The sequence below is a fragment of the Thermocrinis albus DSM 14484 genome, assembly GCF_000025605.1.
GTDB lineage: Bacteria > Aquificota > Aquificia > Aquificales > Aquificaceae > Thermocrinis > Thermocrinis albus.
Genome location: NC_013894.1, coordinates 635,718 through 655,754 on the forward strand (window position 1 = coordinate 635,718; position 20,037 = coordinate 655,754).

General features: G+C 47.4%; 21 protein-coding genes and 1 tRNA gene. 6 read left to right on the top strand and 16 right to left on the bottom strand.

Annotated elements, in window-relative coordinates; translation table 11 throughout:
* Position 1 precedes the first annotated feature (1 nt).
* Positions 2-859: a class I tRNA ligase family protein gene (locus THAL_RS03365; RefSeq protein WP_012991709.1), complete on the bottom strand. Its 858-nt coding sequence runs from the start codon at positions 857-859 to the stop codon at positions 2-4.
* A gap of 21 nt (positions 860-880) precedes the next feature.
* On the opposite strand from THAL_RS03365, the gene THAL_RS03370 reads away from it, so the two are divergent.
* Positions 881-1,606 carry an aminotransferase class IV gene (locus tag THAL_RS03370; protein ID WP_012991710.1) on the top strand — a complete coding sequence of 242 codons (726 nt, stop codon included), beginning with the start codon at positions 881-883 and terminating at the stop codon, positions 1,604-1,606.
* On the opposite strand, the gene THAL_RS03375 is transcribed toward THAL_RS03370, so the two are convergent.
* Positions 1,581-2,240, bottom strand: coding sequence for an endonuclease III domain-containing protein (locus THAL_RS03375; RefSeq protein ID WP_012991711.1), 660 nt, complete (start codon positions 2,238-2,240; stop codon positions 1,581-1,583). The two genes, THAL_RS03370 and THAL_RS03375, sit on opposite strands and share 26 nt — an antisense overlap.
* Before the next feature lie 173 nt (positions 2,241-2,413).
* Between THAL_RS03375 and THAL_RS03380 the strand changes: the two genes are divergently transcribed.
* The gene (locus THAL_RS03380) at positions 2,414-3,766 is read left to right on the top strand and encodes an RNA-guided endonuclease InsQ/TnpB family protein (protein ID WP_012991712.1); all 1,353 of its coding nucleotides are present in this window, start codon (positions 2,414-2,416) and stop codon (positions 3,764-3,766) included.
* 18 nt (positions 3,767-3,784) lie between these two features.
* Complete coding sequence (locus tag THAL_RS03385; RefSeq protein ID WP_012991713.1) at positions 3,785-5,029, top strand: nicotinate phosphoribosyltransferase; 1,245 nt, start codon at positions 3,785-3,787, stop codon at positions 5,027-5,029.
* Here the strand turns inward: THAL_RS03385 and argB are convergent.
* Both argB and obgE read right to left on the bottom strand, forming a co-directional pair.
* Entirely contained in the window at positions 4,986-5,918 is a 933-nt protein-coding gene (argB, locus tag THAL_RS03390) for an acetylglutamate kinase (RefSeq protein ID WP_012991714.1), read from the bottom strand. The two genes, THAL_RS03385 and argB, sit on opposite strands and share 44 nt — an antisense overlap.
* Positions 5,919-6,395: 477 nt before the next feature.
* Positions 6,396-7,409 carry a GTPase ObgE gene (gene obgE / locus THAL_RS03395; protein WP_012991715.1) on the bottom strand — a complete coding sequence of 338 codons (1,014 nt, stop codon included), beginning with the start codon at positions 7,407-7,409 and terminating at the stop codon, positions 6,396-6,398.
* Positions 7,410-7,438: 29 nt separating this feature from the next.
* Here obgE and gcvH point away from each other — a divergent pair, with 29 nt between their 5' ends.
* Positions 7,439-7,876, top strand: coding sequence for a glycine cleavage system protein H (gene gcvH, locus THAL_RS03400; RefSeq protein ID WP_012991716.1), 438 nt, complete (start codon positions 7,439-7,441; stop codon positions 7,874-7,876).
* On the opposite strand, the gene coaD is transcribed toward gcvH, so the two are convergent.
* Together coaD and THAL_RS03410 are read right to left on the bottom strand one after the other, a co-directional pair.
* Positions 7,873-8,352, bottom strand: a complete 480-nt coding sequence (gene coaD / locus THAL_RS03405; RefSeq protein ID WP_012991717.1) for a pantetheine-phosphate adenylyltransferase — start codon at positions 8,350-8,352, stop codon at positions 7,873-7,875. The two genes, gcvH and coaD, sit on opposite strands and share 4 nt — an antisense overlap.
* The gene (locus THAL_RS03410; RefSeq protein ID WP_245522247.1) at positions 8,321-8,851 is read right to left on the bottom strand and encodes an RsmD family RNA methyltransferase; all 531 of its coding nucleotides are present in this window, start codon (positions 8,849-8,851) and stop codon (positions 8,321-8,323) included. Before THAL_RS03410 ends, coaD begins: the two co-directional genes overlap by 32 nt.
* A 48-nt stretch (positions 8,852-8,899) precedes the next feature.
* On the opposite strand from THAL_RS03410, the gene speD reads away from it, so the two are divergent.
* Positions 8,900-9,295, top strand: a complete 396-nt coding sequence (gene speD, locus THAL_RS03415) for an adenosylmethionine decarboxylase (protein WP_012991719.1) — start codon at positions 8,900-8,902, stop codon at positions 9,293-9,295.
* Between the two features lie 16 nt (positions 9,296-9,311).
* Positions 9,312-9,386 (top strand) — tRNA-Ala (locus THAL_RS03420).
* A gap of 1 nt (position 9,387) precedes the next feature.
* On the opposite strand, the gene infC is transcribed toward THAL_RS03420, so the two are convergent.
* The 10 genes from infC to THAL_RS03470 all read right to left on the bottom strand — a co-directional run bounded on the left by infC (position 9,388) and on the right by THAL_RS03470 (position 19,896).
* Positions 9,388-9,903: a translation initiation factor IF-3 gene (gene infC / locus THAL_RS03425; protein WP_012991720.1), complete on the bottom strand. Its 516-nt coding sequence runs from the start codon at positions 9,901-9,903 to the stop codon at positions 9,388-9,390.
* Positions 9,885-10,412 carry a hypothetical protein gene (locus THAL_RS03430; RefSeq protein WP_012991721.1) on the bottom strand — a complete coding sequence of 176 codons (528 nt, stop codon included), beginning with the start codon at positions 10,410-10,412 and terminating at the stop codon, positions 9,885-9,887. Before THAL_RS03430 ends, infC begins: the two co-directional genes overlap by 19 nt.
* Positions 10,405-11,610, bottom strand: coding sequence for a GGDEF domain-containing protein (locus tag THAL_RS08185; RefSeq protein WP_012991722.1), 1,206 nt, complete (start codon positions 11,608-11,610; stop codon positions 10,405-10,407). The genes THAL_RS03430 and THAL_RS08185 overlap by 8 nt, the downstream gene beginning before the upstream one ends.
* A 97-nt stretch (positions 11,611-11,707) precedes the next feature.
* Entirely contained in the window at positions 11,708-12,553 is an 846-nt protein-coding gene (locus tag THAL_RS03440; RefSeq protein ID WP_012991723.1) for a fumarate hydratase, read from the bottom strand.
* Positions 12,534-13,538 (bottom strand): malate dehydrogenase, encoded by a 1,005-nt coding sequence (mdh, locus tag THAL_RS03445; RefSeq protein WP_012991724.1) that lies wholly within the window; start codon positions 13,536-13,538, stop codon positions 12,534-12,536. Before mdh ends, THAL_RS03440 begins: the two co-directional genes overlap by 20 nt.
* Positions 13,535-15,511, bottom strand: a complete 1,977-nt coding sequence (locus THAL_RS03450) for an aconitate hydratase (RefSeq protein WP_012991725.1) — start codon at positions 15,509-15,511, stop codon at positions 13,535-13,537. Before THAL_RS03450 ends, mdh begins: the two co-directional genes overlap by 4 nt.
* Positions 15,512-15,551: 40 nt before the next feature.
* Positions 15,552-16,157 (bottom strand): hypothetical protein, encoded by a 606-nt coding sequence (locus THAL_RS03455; protein WP_012991726.1) that lies wholly within the window; start codon positions 16,155-16,157, stop codon positions 15,552-15,554.
* Complete coding sequence (panD, locus tag THAL_RS03460) at positions 16,115-16,531, bottom strand: aspartate 1-decarboxylase (protein WP_012991727.1); 417 nt, start codon at positions 16,529-16,531, stop codon at positions 16,115-16,117. The genes THAL_RS03455 and panD overlap by 43 nt, the downstream gene beginning before the upstream one ends.
* Before the next feature lie 22 nt (positions 16,532-16,553).
* Positions 16,554-17,582, bottom strand: a complete 1,029-nt coding sequence (locus THAL_RS03465) for a ribonucleotide-diphosphate reductase subunit beta (RefSeq protein ID WP_012991728.1) — start codon at positions 17,580-17,582, stop codon at positions 16,554-16,556.
* Between the two features lie 13 nt (positions 17,583-17,595).
* Entirely contained in the window at positions 17,596-19,896 is a 2,301-nt protein-coding gene (locus THAL_RS03470) for a ribonucleoside-diphosphate reductase subunit alpha (protein WP_012991729.1), read from the bottom strand.
* Positions 19,897-20,037: the final 141 nt, after the last annotated feature.

Sequence of the window (20,037 nt, forward strand, 5' to 3'; positions counted from 1 at the left end):
ATTACACCACCAGGTTTACCAGTTTGTTCTTTACATACACGAAACGTTTCACCTCTCTTCCGTCAAGGTAGCCCCTTACCTTCTCATCACTCAGTACTATCTTACGAACCATCTCCTCGTCGGCATCCTTAGGTACCACTACCGTGGCTCTTACTTTGCCGTTTATCTGTACCGCTAAGCTTACCTCCCCTTCCTGAAGGGCTGTTTTATCGGGCTCCGGGAAGGGATGCTGTATCATCAAGGTGGTGTATCCAAGTCTGTGCCAAAGTTCTTCTGCCACGTGGGGCGTTATGGGATAGAGCATGAAGAGAAGCATCTCGAAGGCCTCACGCACAACGGCCAGATCCTCTGGCGTTTCCGGTTTAAAGTCCTGAAGGTGATTGAGAAGCTCCATTATTCCAGCTATGGCGGTGTTGAAAGAGAGGGACTCCATATCCTTTATGTACTTCTGAAGGGTTTGGTGAGTCTTCTGGCGTAGTTTTTTGGCCTCTCCCCTTATGTCACCGATGAGGTTCTTATCTATGTCCTTGATGTGGGGCAGGTACTGGTGAAAAGTGTTCCACAGCCTCCTTATGAACCTGTAGGCACCCGCTATACCTTCTTCTGTCCACTCAAAATCTTTCTCAACGGGACCGGCAAAGAGAACGTAGAGTCTAACAGTATCTGCACCGTACTTCTGAACCATGTCCTCGGGGTCTACCGTGTTGCCTTTGGACTTGGACATCTTAGCAGGTTCCCCAATCGTACTTTCCAGCTCCTTTATAATCCTTTCGTCGTAGAGTTCCAACTTTTCCAGAAGCACCCTACAGTTATCTCCTAAGGATATGAGGTTTTTCCTGAGGAACTCTCCTATTGTCATAAGGTAAATTATAATTCTGGTGTGTACAACAGAACCTTGCTGTTCGGCGAAGGCTTGTTTGAAACCTTACGTCTTCCTACTTCTGAAAGAAGACTGTCACTCCACTACGGACGTATGAAAGCTTCTGCAGACGCTTTGGGAATACCATGTCCACCGTGGGAAGAGTTTGTGCAAGGTGTGAGAAGTGCCGGTTATGGGCCGTCGGTGGTGCGTTACACTCTCGTGGCTTTGGGAGAAGGCCACTACAACGGTAAGGCAGAGGCTTTTCGTACAGAGATACACGTGAGACCTATTCCAAGCATCCCTCCCTCTGTTAAGCTCTGTATTTCTTCTTACAGAAGACATTCTTCCGATCCCCTTTGCAGACATAAAACTACCAGTTATTTTTTTAACGTGCTGGTAAAGCGAGAAGCCAACGGACGGGGTTTCTATGACGGTGTGGTGCTGAACGAGAGAGGTCATATATGTGAAACATCCTCCTCTTGCCTGATAGCTCTGAAGGGCAGCAGAGTGTTGGTACCTTCTTGGGATTGTGGTAGGCTACCCAGCACCACCCTCCAGGCTCTTAGTAGTTTTTTGGATGTAGAGGAAGAATACATAAAACCTGAAGATCTTGAGAGCATGGACGGTGTGTTTATCATCAACGCTGTTGTAGACTGTTTGCCGGTAGACGAGGTGGAGGGTGTAAAGCTCCGGATGGATGAAGATTTTGCCTATACCGTCAGGCGCTACCTGAGGTCTTTTTAAAGAAGTCACAGTAATCCCTTATGGGGCACTTGTGACATAGAGGTTTAACAGGCCTACATATGGTCTGACCAAAGGCCACGAGAAGTCTGTTAAACTCTTGCCAGTACTCAATGGGAAGCACCTCCATAAGGGCTTTCTCTGTCTGATAGGGTGTTTTGGTTTTTACTAAGGACCAGCGGTTGGTGATGCGATGTACATGGGTGTCTACACATATGGCGGGTTTGTTAAAACCGTCCGCCAGAACCAAGTTGGCCACTTTTCTCCCTACGCCCTTCAGTTTTAGGAGATCCTCTATTCTGTCTGGTACCTTTCCTGCAAACTCCTTCTTGAGTTCTTCTGCAAGCCTTTTGAGAAACTTGGCCTTGTTTCTGTAAAAACCTACAGGGTATATTAGGGAAGCCAGTTCTTCTTCGGGTATGTTTATTAAGTCGTCGATGGAACGGATGCGAGAGAAGAGCTTGCTGCATACTTGGGCAGTCACCTCATCCTTGGTACGTGTGGAGAGTAGGGCACACACCAGCACTCTGAAAGGGTCACCCGTCTTTTGGGCTATGAGACTCACCACAGGAGCGTTCCATTTTTTAAACTCTTCCCTCAGTATGCTGATCACTTGGGGAACATGTTCCTTCTCCATCCTCCGGGATCCCTATAATTTTATAGAAAAACTTGCGGGCTAAAACCTCGTATATGTGATGCAGGGATACAGCCAGCCTGCCGAAGGCAGTTCTTGGTTTTGACACTTGCATATGGTTGACCATATAATTAATCTTAAATGGTTGCGGAAAGTATCAGGAGGGATATTGAAGAATGTCAAAATCTCTAAGATGTATCACCATATCCTTAAACGACCTTCCCAAAGAGTACAGGATTGTCCTCGGGTATCTTACCTACCACTCGGGCAAGCTCTACAACCAGGCTCTCTATTTTCTAAAAAACAAACTTGCCAAGGTTAATATGTTTGACCTCTACAATAAGCTAAACTCCTCAATCCACCTCAAAGCCCTCCAGTCAAGAACAGCTCAGATAGTCTTAGATGAGCTTGTGAGAGCCTACAAAAACTGGTTTGAGTTTCAGATAAAGCCTCCCAAATTCAGACCAAAGAGAAAACCACACAGAACCTTAACTTACGACAGGACAGGCTTTAAGGTTATAGGTACTAAGATAAGGCTGAGTCTCTCTATGGAGCTGAGAAGGTGGCTCAGAGAAAAGCACGACATACACGTCAAATACCTCTGGATAGAAACAGGGCTTGAACTGAGAGAGGAGCTGGTGAAGAATATCCAGATAGTCCCTAAAGGGACAGGGTTTGAGCTTCACATAATTTATGAACCTGAAGCAAAAAATGAAAATAAATATTCTGGAAACAAGGTAATGGTGATAGATCCAAATTCTGGGAATTTTATGGTAATAGGAGTAGAAGGGGTAAGGACTCCTTACATAATAGATGGAAGAGGTCTCAAGAGTCTTCTGAGAAAGTATTTGAAGAAAATAGCAAAACTTCAAAGCCTGAGGGACAATCTCAAGAACAAGGGACTTCCCTACCACAGGGTGGAGGAGAGGATAAGCAAGCTTTGGTTGAAGATAAAGAGGCTTTTAAGACACTACGCTCATGCGGTATCAAATCTGATACTTGAACTTGCAATCAAGTTTGGAGTGAAAGAAATCTATATAGGTAATGCAGCAAAGAATAAGAACAAAGAGAGTAAACTGAACTCCGTGGTGGACCAGATATGGAGCCTGCTTCCACACGGGAAGGTGAAGGAGTATCTGGAGTATAAAGCTCCGGAATACGGTATAAGTGTGGATTACATAGATGAGAGCTACACTTCAGGGGTGGACTCTACGCTCTTTTGTGGAGTTGGCAAAGAAAACTACACCCCTGAAGGAAGGATAAAGAGAGGGCTTTTCAGAACCTCTCTCGGACTCTTGAATGCTGATGTCAACGCTGTGAGGAACTATCTCAAGAAGCTCGGAAAGTTTGACCTTGAAACCGCTCTGGGAAGACCTGTGAGGCTGAGGGTATTTTACAAGCTAAAGGGAAGTAGCTCCGCTATACCACTGTACGGTGGTATAGGCAGGAGTAGGGGCGGAGTGAACCCGCCTGTGGTAGTAAGGAACGCGTTAAGCGTTCAAACCTACCACGAAGCTCCGCATCTTTGATGTGGGGTAGTTCACGCCATGATCCATCACGTCGGGCTGGCAACGGATCTTTACGAACTTACCATGGCACAAAGCTATCTGGAACATGGTAAAACAGGTAGGGCCGTTTTTAGCCTCTTTGTGAGGAAACTTCCCGAAAGGAGGAACTTTCTCGTTTCTGCAGGACTTGAAACCCTCATGGGTCTTTTGGAAAAGTTCCGATTTGGAGACACTGAGCTACGATATCTTAGATCTTTGGGTATCTTCAAAGACTGGTTTCTTGATTACCTTAGGGAGTACGATCCCTTCAGGTGCCAGTTTTACGCCTTGCCGGAAGGGACCATCTTCTTCCACAACGAACCAGTACTGCAGGTGGAAGGGTCTCTTCCCGATGCTCAGATACTGGAGACTCTCGTCATGAACGTCATTCACTTTGAGACACTGGTGGCCTCTAAAGCGGTAAGGAGTTATCTTGTAGCAGGTGGGAAGGTTCTCATAGACTTTGGTCTTCGTAGATCCCACTCGCCTCTAGCGGGACTTTTGGCAGCTAGAGCCTCTTATTTGGCAGGTTTTATGGGAACTTCCAACCTCCAGGCAGGTATGCTGTACGGCATTCCGGTGTTGGGTACCATGGCTCATTCTTTCGTTATGGTTTTTGAGGATGAGGAAGAGGCTTTTAGAGCCTTTGCAGAAAGTTTCCCCGATAGGACAGTTTTACTTATAGACACCTACGACACATTAGAAGGTGCCAAAAAGGCGATAAAGCTTATGAAAGAGGGGATAAAAGTAGTGGGTGTGAGGATAGACAGTGGAGACATAGCCCAGCTGTGTTGGGAGGTGAGAGATCTGTTGGACAGGGAAGGTTTTTCTCACGTGAAGATAGTGGTAAGTGGCGGTGTAGATGAGGAAGATATAGAGCGATGGGTTTCCCAAAATGTACCCATAGACATTTTGGGGGTGGGTACCAAAATGGTGGTGTCTGCCGATGCGCCTTATCTAGATATAGCCTATAAGCTGGTAGAGTACGAAGGAAAACCCAAGTTTAAGCTGAGTCCCGGGAAGGCCACCTTTCCCTACAAAAGACAGATAGTGCGGGAGAAGGAAGGTGGGTTCTTCGTAAAGGACAGGGTGATAAGGTACACAGAAGAGGGTCTTGTACAGAAGGTAAGACTTCCTGTACCTTCCCTAAAGGAAGCTCGTGAGAGACTTATGGAACAACTTTCCCAGCTTCCACCTGCCCTCAGATCCTTACAGAAGGCTCAGTATCCTGTGGAGATAGAGTAGAAACCACTTCTGTCCCTATGCCTTCGTCGGTGAAAACTTCCAGAAGGATGGCGTGAGGTACCCTCCCGTCTATGATGTGGACCTTCCTCACACCCATAGCCAACGATCTTAGAGCACTCTTTACCTTAGGAAGCATGCCACCCTTTATGACACCCTCTTTTATCAGGCGGTATGCTTCGTCCGGCGTTAGTGTTGGAATCACGCGACCCTCTGCGTCCTTTATCCCCTCTGTATCTGTCATAAAGATTATCTTTTCGGCTTTTAAGGCAGCTGCCACTTCACAGGCTACTAAATCGGCGTTTATGTTGTAGGCTTCCCCTTCATCCCCTACCCCCACCGGAGCTATCACAGGTATGTAACCTTTCTCCAGCAAAGTCCTAAGGAGCTCTACATTCACCTCTTCCACCTCCCCTACAAAACCTAGGTCTTCCTCCGGTGGCTCAAGACCCAACTCCCTGAAGTACCTCACTTTATCCAGTTTTCTGGCTTTTATGAGCTGTCCGTCCCTACCGGAAAGACCCACCGCATAAACTTTTTTACCACTGTGGGTGTTGATGAGAGCCACTATGTCCTTGTTGATGTCTCCAGACAGGACCATCTCCACCACGTGCATGGTTTCTTGATCCGTCTTTCTCATACCCCCTACGAAGTGAGGCTTTATACCCATCTTTTCCAAGGTTTTGCTGATCTGAGGACCTCCACCATGAACAACCACCACCTTTATACCTACGTAACTCAGGAGCACTACATCCCTGGCAAAACTGTCCCTCAAACCCTCCTCCACCATAGCTGAACCACCGTACTTGATGACGAATACTTTTCCGTAAAACTCCCTTATGTAAGGTAAAGCGGACTGAAGTATCTTGGCACGGTATATTAGTTCCTCCACAAAGTGTATTTTAGCAGAAAAGTCCCTTCTAGGATCTTCTTTCCCTGATATACGAGATTGTTATCCCTGACCCCAAAAACGAAAGTTGAAAAAAGAATGCGCTATAAGAAACTTTACAGCATTGCTTCCGACCCCCGTTTGCTCTTTGAAGTCGCATTTTGTTTCTCATAAGCTATAGTATAAAAGCTTGATCCCCCTTCTTACTCTCCTTTAATGTAAAATAAATTCTCCTGCATGACCTTACTGAAACCTTTGTCTTTCAACGCTTTGCTGTAGATATCTAAACCTGTTTTTTAGTGTTTGCAGATAATGTAAAATAAATTCTCCTACATGACCTTGTGTATGCATTGTCCACTATGAAAAATTAAACTTTTTTGGATAGATAGCAGCCCCGGACCTAAAAACGCTATAAATCCTTGATACTTTTTACATTTGGCTAAGCCCGGGGCTATACTTTATTATAATCCAGCTGAGAATTTATGCAACATGTTTGACAGTTCCTACATACACACTCCACAAGGTATCCACCAGTTGATCAAGGCCCTCACCGGTAACGGCAGACACAGCCAGAAAGGGATATCCCATGTCTTCAAAGGTTCTTTTCAAAGTATCCAGTTTTGTCCTGTCGCTGAGAGCGTCCAGTTTTGTCCCCACCACTATCTGTGGTTTCTTGAGAAGTTCCTCACTGTACTCGCCTAGCTCTTTGTTTACTATCCTGAAAGCCTCCACAGGATCCATACTGGCACCGTCCGATATATCCACAAGGTGAAGGAGGATCCTCGTTCTTTCTATGTGGCGTAAAAACTCGTGTCCCAGTCCTCTTCCTTGAGAGGCACCTTCTATGAGTCCAGGTATGTCGGCCAGTACAAGTCTTCTCTCTTCGTCTATCTCTAAAACACCTAGCACAGGACTCAGAGTGGTAAAGGGATAGTCAGCTATCTTTGGTCTTGCTCTCGTAAGTTTAGAGATTAGGGTGGATTTTCCTGCGTTGGGAAGCCCTACGAGACCTACATCCGCTATAAGTTTCAGCTCCAGTATTATCCAGCGCTCTTCTCCCTCCTGTCCTTTCTCTGCGTACCTGGGTGCCTGATGGGTGGGTGTAGCGAACCTTGCGTTACCTCTACCACCTCTTCCTCCCTTTGCCACCACACATCTCTGACCCTCCTCCACTATGTCACAGATCACCTCACCAGTTAATGCATCCTTCACTACAGTCCCAAGGGGAACTTCTAGCACCAGATCCTCTCCGTCTTTTCCATGTTGGTTCTTCCCTTTACCGTGTTCTCCATCTTTAGCTTTGAAATGTTTCTTGTACTTAAAGTCCAAGAGAGTATGCTTTCTGGATGTGCCCACTAAAATCACGCTCCCCCCGTTCCCTCCATCACCTCCGGCAGGTCCTCCAAAGGGTCTGTACTTTTCTCTGAGGAAGGCTACCGCTCCATCTCCACCTCTTCCGCCCTTTACCCATATCTTCACCCGATCCACAAACATGGTGCTACATATTAAAATACATCAGTGCTATGGAATACAGAGGGTGTAAGATACCGGAAGACCTTTACTATGACATAGAAAACCAGGTTTGGTATAAGCTGGAGGAAGATGGCACCGTAAGGGTTGGTGCCACCGACGTGGGACAGACACGAGCCGGTAGGATGGTGAACGTACGTATAAAGCCTCCCGGTAAACATGTTCCGAAAGGAAAACCTATAGCTTCTCTGGAAAGTGGTAAATGGACAGGTCCTATACCCGCCGTCATAGAGGGTGAGGTGGTGGAACGGAACGAGAAACTCTTCGATCAGCCGGATCTCATAAACGATGACCCATACGGAGAGGGCTGGATCGCCAGAATAAAACCGGTCAATTTGGAAAGGGATCTTAAGGATCTCCTCACAGGACAGGAAGCGGTAAGGGCCATGAAGGAGTACATAGACAGGGAAGGTGTGGAGTGTAAAGGTTAGGGACAGTTGAACTTTTCACGAAGTTTCACCTCCACATAAGGATGTACTAGGCCTGACACACAACCGCAGTAAGAAGCTATGTCCCTCACGATGGTGGAACTTATATGGATGTACTCTTGAGATGGCATCATGAATACCGTCTCTACACCGGCCAGTTTGAAGTTGTTTAGGGCTATCTGAAGTTCGTACTCAAAGTCTGTAAAAAGTCTGACGCCTCGCACGATGAGCCTTATGTTCTCCCTTCTCATGAAGTCTACCAGAAGACCCTCAAACCACCTTACCTTTACGTTGGGAAGATCTTCCACCATCTTGGCGAACATATCCACTCGCTCCTCTACCGAAAAGAGGAGGTTCTTGCGAGGGCTTTTGGCCACCGCCACTATCACCTCGTCGAACACTGCGCAGCTTCTTCTTACTATATCCAAGTGTCCCAGATGGGGAGGGTCAAAAGTTCCCGGATAAACCACCTTCGTCATGTTCCTTCCTCCATATGGAGAGTACGGTATCCCCGTACCTTCTTACCTCATGGGCACCGAAGTTTTTGTCTTTTCTGTGCTCCAATATAAAGATGCCCCCAGGTTTCAGCTTTTTTATGGATAATTCTATGAGTTTTTCGTAATTTTTGTAGTCATAAGGTGGATCTGCAAATATTATATCAGCCTCCTCATTCATACCGATTAGGAACTGTAGTGCATCCATTTTGTAGACATTTTTCCCAACCTTTCCCTTTATAATTTCGGCAAGTTTCTGATTTTTTTCCACAAAAATAACCCTTGCACCCCTCTCCAAAGCCGTCATACCTATCTGACCTGTACCTGCAAACAAATCCAAGAAAAGCTTCTCCCTTATATCCCCCAGTATGTTAAAGACAGCCTGTTTTACGAGGGAGGAAGTGGGTCTGAGGCGGCTTTTACCTGTTGATTTTTTCATAAAGTGTATTATAATGTATCTTCTGTTTGAAAGGAGGTTTGACATGTGGTGGCTTTTTAAACTTCTCAAAAATCTTGACAAGGAGGAGAAGAAATGGCAAAAGCCCTCGGACTGCATATCATAGCGGACCTGCACGGTGTAAACCCTGAACTCATAGACAGGGTGGAAGACATAAGACACCTGCTGGAAACGGCGGTGAAGGTGGCCGGCCTTACCAAGATCTCCTCTCACTACTATCAGTTTCAACCTCACGGTGCCACAGGTGTGGTTCTATTGGCGGAGTCCCACATCTCCATTCACACGTGGCCAGAACACGGTCTTGCCACGGTAGACGTGTACACGTGTGGAGATCCGGCCAAGGCCTACAAAGCTATGGACTACATCATTTCCCATCTTGAACCCAGCAGGGTGGATAAACAGGTTCATGAGCGAGGAATAGTGGAAGAGTCCGAGGGTTACCAGTTGCCACAGGTTCTTCTTAGGGTATAATAGTTAATATAAGGTAGGGGCGGTAGCTCAGTGGGAGAGCGCCTGCTTGGCGTGTAGGAGGTCGGGGGTTCGAATCCCCTCCGCTCCACCATTTACTTTTTCTTGGGAAGTAAAGCGAAGGACAGAAAGTTTCCCTCCTTCTTGGGAGGAGATTCCAGCTGACTCACGTCGGAGAGTTCTTCCAGTATTCTCTGTACCAGACGATCTCCCAGTTCGGGGTGTAAATTTTCCCTACCCCTGAACCTTATCCTCACCCTCACCTTATCTCCGTCCTCGAGGAACTCCCTCATGTGTTTTAGCTTCACCTTAAGGTCATGTTCATCTATGCGCGGGTTCATCATAATATCCTTCACTTCCATAGAGTGTTCTTTCTGTTTCTTACGAGCCTCTTTCTCTTTCTTTCTAAGTTCGTAAAGAAACTTACCGTAGTCCAGCAGTTTGCATACGGGAGGGTTAGCATTTGGAGCCACTTCCACCAGATCCAACCCCCTCTCTTCCGCTATCTTCAGAGCCTCTTGCAACGGTACTATGCCTATCTGCTTTCCCGTCTCATCGATAAGCCTAACCTCCTTTGCCCTTATCTGTCTGTTTATCCTGTAGTTTTGCATGCACACCTTTCTGACCGGACGTACTCTGTCCGGTGCCGGGCTATTTGTATAGCGCCCTTTAGGCTGAGGATGTACCCGGCAGGCGCTATTTCCCCAGCCTTGTGTTCATTTACTGTGTGAAAAAGATGGTACATAGCCACAAAAAACTGCAGCAAGAAGAGGGAAAGAGACAGATAAGAGAGTCTTCTGAAACGTACCCTCATGGGATGATGGACAGATATAAGGTCTATGTTACCTAACTTCCTCTTCTCTTTCTTCATATACAAGGAGAGAGAATAACTCAGTAAGAGCAGTGAAAGAAGGACAATGTCCATGAGCTTTAAACCACCCAGAACAATCTTCAGCATCAACAAAGACAGAGCCACCATGTAAAATCTGGCCAGTATCCTACCGTAAAATCTACCTGCTAGATCCTTGTACTCTTTCTCTCTGAGTAACACGGGTGCTACAACGCTCACCAGCATAAAGAGGGATCCGGTGTAGAGAGAGAGAAGAAGCACCTCAATCATTCAGCAGTACAACCCTGTTTTTTCCTTCCCTTTTGGCACAGTACATGGCCCTGTCTGCCCTCTCCAGGAAGGAGGTTACGTCATCCTCCTCCTTCAGTGGCGTAACACCTATACTCACCGTCAGTTTAATGGACACGTTGTGAGCCTCAAAAACATGATTCTCCACAGCTCTTCTTATCCTCTCCGCCACCACCATAGCCCCTTCTGCGGATGTGTGAGGAAGGATCACCACAAACTCATCCCCACCATACCTCACAGGTATATCACCACTGCGTAGATTTTCCTTCAAAAGGGAGGCAAAGGACTTTAAGACCACATCACCCACCATGTGCCCGTAAGTATCGTTCACCCATTTAAAATCGTCTAAATCTATGAAGAGTAAGCTTATCACCAGTTTGTGTCTCTTTACTCTGCTCATCTCTTTGTTGAGGTAATCCTCTAGATACTGCCTGCTATAAAGCCCTGTGAGAGGATCCTTTATGACAAAACCCGATAAGACTGCCAGCATCTCCTCCTGGATGAGATGGAGAAGAGTCTTGGAGTAGTTATCCATCTCCTTTATACTGTTGTAGAGTTGATCCGGCTGCCGGAGTTTTGAAGAAACGGTGCGCTCCAGCGCCGTGTGGTACATACGGTGTACAAGAAGGATCCTCCTAAAGGGGTCGCTGTTGAGAAGATACGAAGGAATCTTTTCTGTGAGAAGCCTCTCAAAGGGACAGGGCTCTGCTTTTATCTCTACGTTAGGTACTCTACCCTCCATGAGTGCCAGAACGGTGTCCTTAAAGTGCTTAACATGTATCTCCTTCAGTTGAGCCAGGAGGCTCAGAATTTGTATACCCTCAGTTTTTCCCAGATCCTCATCCATTACGAGAACCTTCACGTAAGGTTTTAGCATCTCAGAAAAGGCGGTGTCCAAGCGGGACGTATCTTCCACCACATGTAGATCACGTAGCCAGGTATACAGATCCGTGAGAAAGGTGTCGGGAACCGCCAGCAGTAAGAATTTCCTCCCTAAGGTATTGAAAGCCCTTCTGTGAACGTTTTCTTTGGTGAAGAGAAGGGTGAGGAGACGTTCCACCAGCTTGAGGATCTTCTCCCTCTTCCCTTCATCCAGTTCCTTCAGCCATAAGTTCTCCCTCAGTTCTGCCAGTATGCTCTCCACCGCATACTCTTCGTGCTTCTGTCTCAGTTTCCTCATCACCTGATCCTCTTATTATACCTGAGAAGCCTGAAGACAAATCCTGACAGAAACAGGAGGGAGATAGCACCTATCATAGCCAGTAGGAGTAGGTACTTCACAGCTCTACAGAGGCGTGACGTGACGCGTGGCACTGTATGTTGACGGCCACAGGAAGGGAAGCTATATGACAGGGGTAGAGTTCCACCTTGACATCTATGGCGGTGGTGGTCCCACCGAAACCCATTGGGCCCCAACCCAGCATGTTGATCTCCTCTATTAGCTCTTCTTCTATACGGCGAGCCACAGGATCCTGACTTCTCTCACCTACCGGCCTCAGCAGGGCTCTCTTGGCCAGGAGGGCGCAGAACTCAAAGTTACCACCTATACCCACACCCACAGTGAAGGGAGGACACGCGTTGGGACCTGCCAGTTTAACGGTTTCTAAAACAAACCTCTTCACACCCTCCCAGCCATCCGCAGGCTTCAGCATAGCAAGGCGTGACGTGTTTTCTGACCCTGCACCTTTTGGAGCAAAGGTCAGTTTAATCTTATCTCCCGGTACCACCCTGTAGTGTATTATGGCAGGCGTGTTGTCTCCCGTGTTCTTTCTGGAGAAAACGGGGTCGTACACCATGGAAGCCCTGAGGTAGCCCTCCGTGTACGCTCTCCTCACCCCTTCGTTTATGGCATCCTCCAAGCTTCCACCCACTACGTGGACATCCTGACCTATGTCCACAAAAACCACCGCTACACCAGTATCCTGACAGTAAGGCATAAGTTCCTCTCGAGCTGTCCTGGCGTTCAGAAGGATCTGTCTGAGAACCTCCTTACCCAGCTCCGATTCTTCTTTCTCAAGAGCTACCGAAAAGGCCAGCTCCACATCTTCCGGAAGACAGTAGTTGGCTTTTAACGCTATATCCTTCACCGCCTCCACTATATCTTCATACCGCACTTCTCGCATTGAGTAATTCCTCCACCGTTTTCACGTTTCTTCTGACCGACTCAACAGATCTCTGCCACATCTCTCTTTCTTCCGGTAGCATAGGAATCTTAATTATATCCTCCACACCGCAGTTGCCAAGTTTTACCGGGACACCCACGCAGAAACCTTCCACACCGTAATACTCACCTGTCTCACCTTCCAGGTATACGGAACACGGAAGTATTCTCTTGTTATCGGTCACTATGGCTTCCACCATCTCCACTATGGAGGCAGCGGGCGCATGGTACGCAGATGTACCCATAAGATCCACTATCTCACCTCCCCCGAACTGGGTGCGTTTTATAAGCTCGTTGAGTTTTTCCTTGCTCAACATGTCCTTTAAGGGTATACCACCTACGTTGGATATAGATATGAGAGGTACCATCTCATCACCGTGCCCACCTATCACATAAGCGTGAATGTCTTGGGGCGACACCTTTATCTCTCTTGATATGAAGGTCTTGAAACGAGCAGAGTCCAGCACACCTGCCATTCCTATAACCCTCTCCTTTGGGAACCCCAGCATTCTGTAAGCGGCGTATGTCATAAGATCCACAGGGTTTGTCACTACTATGACAATGGCATCCTTCGCATACTGCTTTATCTTGCTGGTTATTACCTGGAGAACCCCTATGTTTTTATCTAACAGGTCCTCACGGGACATCCCCGGCCTTCTGGGAAAGCCGGCTGTTATGATTACTATATCACTCCCCTCTAAGGCTTCGTAGCCATCTCCTTCTGGGCTTACTGTGTATCCTTCCACTCTACCGTCTATGTTGAGAGCCGAGAGCATCTGCTGTATATCCAGGGCTTTACCTTTCACGGGTTCTATAAGCCTCTCCCCATCCCTTTTAGGTAAATCAAACATACGAACATCCACCAGACCTCTGATGGCCAGTAAGCTGGCGGTGTGTTCTCCTACGTTGCCTGCTCCTACAACGGAGACTACCTTCCTCATCTTCATACCTTAACCCCCTGCTTGTTCTTGATCCAGTTAAGAAGACCACCTGCCATAAGTACCGACACCTGCTTAGGTGTAAGGTTGTATCTGCAGAGAATCTCGTGGCCTGTTGTTTTGTTTATCACCACCAGTTCTTTTCCTGAATTGAGGCTCTCGTAAAGCTCAGGGATGTATATCTCGTCTCCCAAAGAGAACTTGTTGTAGTCTTCTTTGTCCACAAACTCCAGGGGAAGTATTCCAAAGTTTACCAAATTGGCGTGATGAATACGTGCAAAGGACTTGGCTATAACCACCCTCACACCCAAAAACCTTGGAGCGAGAGCAGCATGTTCCCTCGAAGATCCCTGTCCGTAGTTCTCACCACCTATTATCACGCTGAACTTCTTCTTTTCGTCCCTTATCTTCTTGGCTCTTGCCACAAACTCAGGATCCACATAGTGATACACGTACTCACTTATGGCGTATATGTTGGATCTTAAGGGCAGTATCTTGGCTCCTGCGGGCATTATGTGGTCGGTGGTTATGTTGTCTCCCACTATCAGGCTTACTTCTGCCTCCAGGGTTTCGGGTAAGGGGTCAAACTGGGGTAGGGGTTTTATGTTGGGACCTCTGTATATCTCCACCTTCTTGGCCTCTTCTTCCGGAAGAGGTTCTATAATGGCCTCATCACCGTACGGGAAGCGCTCAGGCATCTCCACCTTGACCCACGTTATCTTCTCCTTCTGTGCCAGCTTACGGGGATCTATGATCTCTCCTGCTATAGCACAGGCTACACAGACTTCCGGAGACGCCAGATATACCTTGGCATCGGGTGTTCCAGATCTACCCTCAAAGTTCCTGTTGAAGCTCCTCACCGAAACACCACCGGAAGGTGGCGCAAAACCCATGCCTATGCAAGGTCCACAGGCGGTTTCCAGGATCCTGGCTCCCGCTTTCAGGAAAGAGAGTAAGGCACCGTTTTGGGTTATGAGCTCAAGGGCTTGCTTGGAACCAGGCGCTACAGCAAACACCACATCAGGGTGCACCTTCCTACCTTCCAACAGTTTGGCGGCACGTGTAAGATCCACAAAAGAGGAGTTGGTGCAGGAGCCTATGACCACCTGATCCACCTTTATACCCTCTACCTCCCTTACAGGTACCACGTTGTCAGGAGAGTGAGGACAAGCTATGAGAGGCTCAAGGGAAGAAAGGTCCAGTTCTATCACTTCGTCGTACTGGGCATCAGGGTCAGGCAGTAGTTCTATCCAGTCCTCCTCTCTTCCCTGTGCCCTCAGGTAGGCTCTCGTGATGTCATCGGAGGGAAAGATGGAGGTGGTAGCTCCCAGTTCTGCTCCCATATTGGTGATGGTGGCCCTCTCGGGCACCGATAGTTCCCTTATACCTTCACCGAAGTACTCGAAGATTTTACCCAGACCACCCTTCACGGTTAGCCTTCTGAGAAGTTCCAAGATGATATCCTTAGCAGTTACCCACGGAGGTAGCTTCCCCTTCAGATGTACACCCACTATCTTGGGCATCTTCATATAAAAGGGTTCTCCCGCCATAGCGGCTGCTACGTCCAGTCCTCCCGCCCCTATGGCCAGCATACCTATACCACCCGCTGTGGGAGTATGGGAATCGGATCCCAACAATGTTTTTCCTGGTTTTGCAAACCTTTCCAGGTGTACCTGGTGGCATATGCCGTTACCGGGTTTGGAGAGGTATATACCGTACCTTTTAGCCACCGTCATGAGATACTTGTGGTCATCTGGGTTCTTGTAGTCGGTCTGCAACATGTTGTGATCTATGTAACTTACGGAAAGTTCCGTCTTGACTCTGTCTATTCCCATGGCTTCCAGTTGAAGGTAAGCCATGGTACCGGTAGCGTCCTGAGTGAGAGTCTGATCTATCTTTATGGCTATCTCCTCTCCTGGCACTAACCTGCCGCTGACCAGATGCTGCTGTAGTATCTTGTAAGCTACAGTACCTTTAGCCATGGGATCCTCCTTCTCAGGGATTAAAAATAGATGATCTATATTATAGTCTTTTGCGAGACAAAAGTCTCTGTCTTACCTCATCGGCAAAGGGGTGGGGAATGCCAAGGGAGATCATCCTATCCAGTAAGGACAGGGCACCTTCTATATCCCCCTTCCTCTCCTTTAGGTATATGAGAACCTCAAAGCTGTTTATCTGAGGAAACCTCCCACCGTTCTTCTCCTTCAGCTCTTCAGCATACTCCTGAAACAGATCCACGTCCAGCTGAGCGTACTTCTCCATTTTTTCGAAATCTTTGAGCTTTTGAGCCAGTAGTACAAGGTCGTTAAGGATAAGGTGAGCTTCGTAAGGTGTACCTTCTATCCTTAGAGCTTCCAAGTATAGCCACTCGGCAGTTGGGTAATCACCTTCTAAAAGGGCCATCTGCGCTATGCTTCCCAAGAAGGTTCTGGGTGTGTAGAGGGTTTTTACCTCACCTCTATCAAAATCCTTGGCTCTGTGGGGAAAGCGAATGTTCTTTATGGTCTTTAGGGAGAAATAATACTTTACCTTCTTCTGTTGCTGAGGAGAAAGTTTCTCGTACCAGTCCCAAAGACCGAGGGCTTTCAGAAGGCCACCCTTTTCTCCGAAAAGTCTAAACCAGCCCACAGGTCCGTTATCTCCTTCACGCTAGTTATACGGTTATCTTCGTTTACGTAAACCATCACCGGTCTGAAGGTACCCAGCTGGAGGGACACCTCGTCCACCATACAATAGGATGCTATGATGACGATATCTCCCGGCATGCCTAGGCGCGCAGCTGCACCGTTTAGCCTAACTTCTCCAGAGCCTGGAGGAGCAGGTATAACGTAGGTACTGAAACGGGCACCGTTGTTGACATTATAAACGTCCACCTGTTCAAAGGGAAGGATGTTGGAGGCTCTGAGCAGACTCTCGTCTATGGCTATGCTGCCTTCGTAGTGAAGCTCACAGCCTGTTATTCTCGCTCTATGTATCTTGGATTTCAGCATCCTCCTGTACATAGCTATAAAAATATAAGAAAGATCACCACTTTAACTCGCTTCTTTTGGCATAAGTTTGAGGTTTGGCCTGGAAGAAGTCTGTTTTGGTGTCGTTGATGGTTCTGAATGTGTCTATCCACTTCATGGGGTTTTCGGTAACATCGGGGAAGACAGGTTCGTACCCTATCTGGGTGAGTCTGAGGTTGGCAAGGTACTTAATGTACCTGTCTATAAGCTGGTCATTTATACCCAGTATCTGGTTTCTGGTAACGTACTGCCCCCACTTTATCTCTTCAGAGGCCGCGTATCGGAAGAACTCCTTCACCCATTTTTCCATCTCCGGTGTGAAGAGCTCTGGATTCTCCTTCTTCAGGGTGAGGATTATGTTTCGGAAGAGGGATACGTGGGTAAGTTCGTCCCTGTTTATGTACTTGATTTGCTGCACGGTACTGAGCATTTTGCCTTGTCTTCCAAGGGTGTAGAAGAAGGCGAAGCCTGAGTAAAAGTAAAGACTTTCCAGCACGTAGTTACCAAAAACCGCCTTCAGGAATGTTTCTTCGTCCTGCTTTCTTACAAAGTCGTTGTAAAGGTCCGCTATCACACGGTTCCTTTCCATAAGCACCTTGTCCTCCCTCCAGTAGTTGTATATCTCGTCTGCCTTCACAGGATCCACCACACTCTCCAGGATAAACTGGTAGGAGTAGGAGTGTAGTGCTTCTTGAAACTCCTGGGCGGTTATGGCCATGGTGAGTTCAGGAGCGGTCAAAAACCTCGCAAACTCTTTAAGCATGTTCACCTGATAGGAATCCAGAGCTATGAGAAAACTCAGAACCATCTCGTAAGCTCTCTTTTCGTGAGCAGACAACACCCTTTCGTACTGCTTGCGATCTTCCATCATAGATATCTCTTCAGGTATCCAGAAGTTGGTAAATCCCATAGTTTTGTAAAGGTCAAAGGCCCATTGGTACTTTACGTTGTTGAGCTCCATTATGTTGGTAGGATTACCTTTGATAATCCTCCTCTTACTGGCCTCTCTATCACCCTCTGGATTAAAAATAAGGGGCTTCTCCATGGCGATACCTCCTTTAAGTACTGCAGCTCTCACACTCTTCTATGTCAGTTATGGACTTACTTCTGCAGTAGTAGACCGTCTTCAGTCCTAACTGGTGAGCTAGCTGGTAAAGGTGCGAGAGGGTGGGACCATCTATCTTTTCAGGATCTATGTAGAGGTTAAAAGACTGGGATTGATCTATCCATTTCTGGCGAGCTGCCGCTGCTCTTATACTCCATTCCTGATCTATGTGGTATGCAGACTTGTAATGCCAGAAGTACTTCTTTATCTCGGGTGGGACCTGGGGTAGTATGCCTGACATGTTCTCCTCTTTGTAAAACTTAGCAAATATGGGATCTACAGAAGCTGTGGCACCTATGATGAGGGATGTACTGCCTGTTGGCATAACAGCCAGCAGATAACCGTTTCTGAGACCATGCTCTTTCACCTCTTTAGCTAGTCCTATCCAGTCCAGATGGTTTCCGTTCTTTACACTTTCCTGCTGATTTTCTTCGGGTGTTCTTCCGAAGAATATACCCTTGCTCCAGTCAGATCCATCAAAGAGAGGATATTTGCCTCTCTCCTTGGCAAGATCACAGCTGGCCTTTATGGCGTAGTAAGCTATCCTCTCAAAGAGGGCATCAGCAAACTTAATATGTTCCTCAGACTCCCACTGAATACCGTTCTTCACAAGACAGTAGTGGTAGTTGGACACACCTATGCCTATAGCTCTATAGCGCTTGTTGGTGTACTCTGCCTCCTTTATGGCGTAAAAGTTGATGGAGATGACGTTATCCAGCATCCTCACCAGAACAGGCATCACCTTAGCCAGATCCTCCGCCGTGTACACCAGACCCAGATTGATGGAACCTAAGTTGCAAACCACCACGTCCCCTGACCTTTTCCTGTGGGTTATCCTGCCATCCTCCTCCAAGATGTCCTCCTCGTGAGTGGTCACCGACATGTTCTGTATAATCTCCATGCACAGGTTTGATGAGTAAACCATACCACAGTGCTTGTTGGGATTCAGGTAGTTGGCGGTATCCCTGAAGAAAATGTAAGGTTCTCCTGTCTCAAAGATAACGGTAAGGAGGCGTTTCCAGAGCTCCCAGGCGTCCACCTCCCTTTTGGCATAGGGCGGAAGCTCCTTCTCTAAACGAAGGTAGACCTCCTCAAACTCCTTGCCGTAAAAGTCTTCCAGGTTTTTCCCATCCTTGACCTTCTTGCAGTAGTAGGGGTCCATCAGCGTCCATTTTTCCCTTCTTCTGACTCTCTCCATAAAGAGATCGGGAATGGCTACCGCAGGGTGTATGTCGTGGGCCTTCTTTCTCTCATCACCCACGTTGGTTTTTACCTCCAGAAAATCCAGGACATCCTTGTGCCAGATGTCCAAGGTTATGCTGGCAGACCCCTTTCTCATACCCAACTGATCCACATAAACCATCACATCGTTGATGATCTTCACCACAGGAAGCACACCGCTGCTGGCACCTCTGAACTTCCTTATGGGAGCTCCGGTAGCCCTTATCTTACCCAGGTATATTCCTAAACCTCCCGCAAACTTAGATATCTGAGCAGCCTTCTGAACGTTGTCAAAAATATCGTAAAGATCATCGTCTACTGTAAGAACAAAGCAGGAGGAGAGCTGGGTGTGAGTTCTCCGAGCGTTCATCATGGTGGGAGTTGCCAGAGATACGTAGTGCTGACTGAGAACATCGTAGAACTTTTTGACCCACTCAAGGCGTTCCTCTTTTTTCTCCGCAATACCTAAGGTCATAGCTATGAGCATGTACATCTCCTGAGGAAGCTCTATGATCCTTCCTTCCTCGTCCCTCACCAGATATCTGTCCGACAGAACTTTTATACCCGTGTAGTTAAAGAGAAGGTCCCGCTCAGGCTTTATGTATTGAGCCAGCTGATCTATCTCTTCCTTGGTGTAGTTTTCCAGAAGATAGCCTCCGTATATGCCTCTGTCTGTGTAAGTTTTTATAAGGTGATAGAAAGACTCAGGGTTATAGGGTCTGTACTTTCCGTTTATCTTGTCCTTCACCTTGTAACCACGTAGATGCCCTACATCTTTGTAAAGATCGTACAGTAGGAGTCTTGCCGCCACATAGGTCCAGTCGGGCGTTTCCGGAGACACCTTCTCTGCCGCGGTCCTTATAAGAAGCTGTTGAATCTCACGAGTGGTGATGTTGTCCCGAAACTGTATCTGGGCATCCATCTCCAGCTCAAGGGGATCCACATCCAGTCCGGCACAAGCAAAATCTATCACTATGCGTATCTTGGATATATCCAACTCCTCCCTTCTTCCCGAACGCTTTATGACCTTCATGGCTACCTCCTTTACCTCTGATGGAAGGTATAAGTTTATCAGAAGGTGTCAGGAAGGATAGGGCACCTTCCCTATGCGGCAAGCCACCTGTGTATCATAAAGAAAATACGTCACTTTTCTGAACGTTGCCAAAGGGTTCAG

What these genes read in the sequence shown, in the direction of transcription:
- panD (WP_012991727.1), bottom strand. Translation starts at nt 16,531, where the DNA reads ATGTACAGGAGGATGCTGAAATCCAAGATACATAGAGCGAGAATAACA.
- gcvH (WP_012991716.1), top strand. Translation starts at nt 7,439, where the DNA reads ATGGAATACAGAGGGTGTAAGATACCGGAAGACCTTTACTATGACATA.
- speD (WP_012991719.1), top strand. Translation starts at nt 8,900, where the DNA reads ATGGCAAAAGCCCTCGGACTGCATATCATAGCGGACCTGCACGGTGTA.
- THAL_RS03375 (WP_012991711.1), bottom strand. Translation starts at nt 2,240, where the DNA reads ATGGAGAAGGAACATGTTCCCCAAGTGATCAGCATACTGAGGGAAGAG.
- THAL_RS03380 (WP_012991712.1), top strand. Translation starts at nt 2,414, where the DNA reads ATGTCAAAATCTCTAAGATGTATCACCATATCCTTAAACGACCTTCCC.
- mdh (WP_012991724.1), bottom strand. Translation starts at nt 13,538, where the DNA reads ATGAAGATGAGGAAGGTAGTCTCCGTTGTAGGAGCAGGCAACGTAGGA.
- THAL_RS08185 (WP_012991722.1), bottom strand. Translation starts at nt 11,610, where the DNA reads ATGAGGAAACTGAGACAGAAGCACGAAGAGTATGCGGTGGAGAGCATA.
- infC (WP_012991720.1), bottom strand. Translation starts at nt 9,903, where the DNA reads ATGCAAAACTACAGGATAAACAGACAGATAAGGGCAAAGGAGGTTAGG.
- THAL_RS03450 (WP_012991725.1), bottom strand. Translation starts at nt 15,511, where the DNA reads ATGGCTAAAGGTACTGTAGCTTACAAGATACTACAGCAGCATCTGGTC.
- THAL_RS03465 (WP_012991728.1), bottom strand. Translation starts at nt 17,582, where the DNA reads ATGGAGAAGCCCCTTATTTTTAATCCAGAGGGTGATAGAGAGGCCAGT.
- obgE (WP_012991715.1), bottom strand. Translation starts at nt 7,409, where the DNA reads ATGTTTGTGGATCGGGTGAAGATATGGGTAAAGGGCGGAAGAGGTGGA.
- THAL_RS03385 (WP_012991713.1), top strand. Translation starts at nt 3,785, where the DNA reads ATGATCCATCACGTCGGGCTGGCAACGGATCTTTACGAACTTACCATG.
- THAL_RS03470 (WP_012991729.1), bottom strand. Translation starts at nt 19,896, where the DNA reads ATGAAGGTCATAAAGCGTTCGGGAAGAAGGGAGGAGTTGGATATATCC.
- THAL_RS03440 (WP_012991723.1), bottom strand. Translation starts at nt 12,553, where the DNA reads ATGCGAGAAGTGCGGTATGAAGATATAGTGGAGGCGGTGAAGGATATA.
- THAL_RS03365 (WP_012991709.1), bottom strand. Translation starts at nt 859, where the DNA reads ATGACAATAGGAGAGTTCCTCAGGAAAAACCTCATATCCTTAGGAGAT.
- THAL_RS03410 (WP_245522247.1), bottom strand. Translation starts at nt 8,851, where the DNA reads ATGTCAAACCTCCTTTCAAACAGAAGATACATTATAATACACTTTATG.
- THAL_RS03430 (WP_012991721.1), bottom strand. Translation starts at nt 10,412, where the DNA reads ATGATTGAGGTGCTTCTTCTCTCTCTCTACACCGGATCCCTCTTTATG.
- coaD (WP_012991717.1), bottom strand. Translation starts at nt 8,352, where the DNA reads ATGACGAAGGTGGTTTATCCGGGAACTTTTGACCCTCCCCATCTGGGA.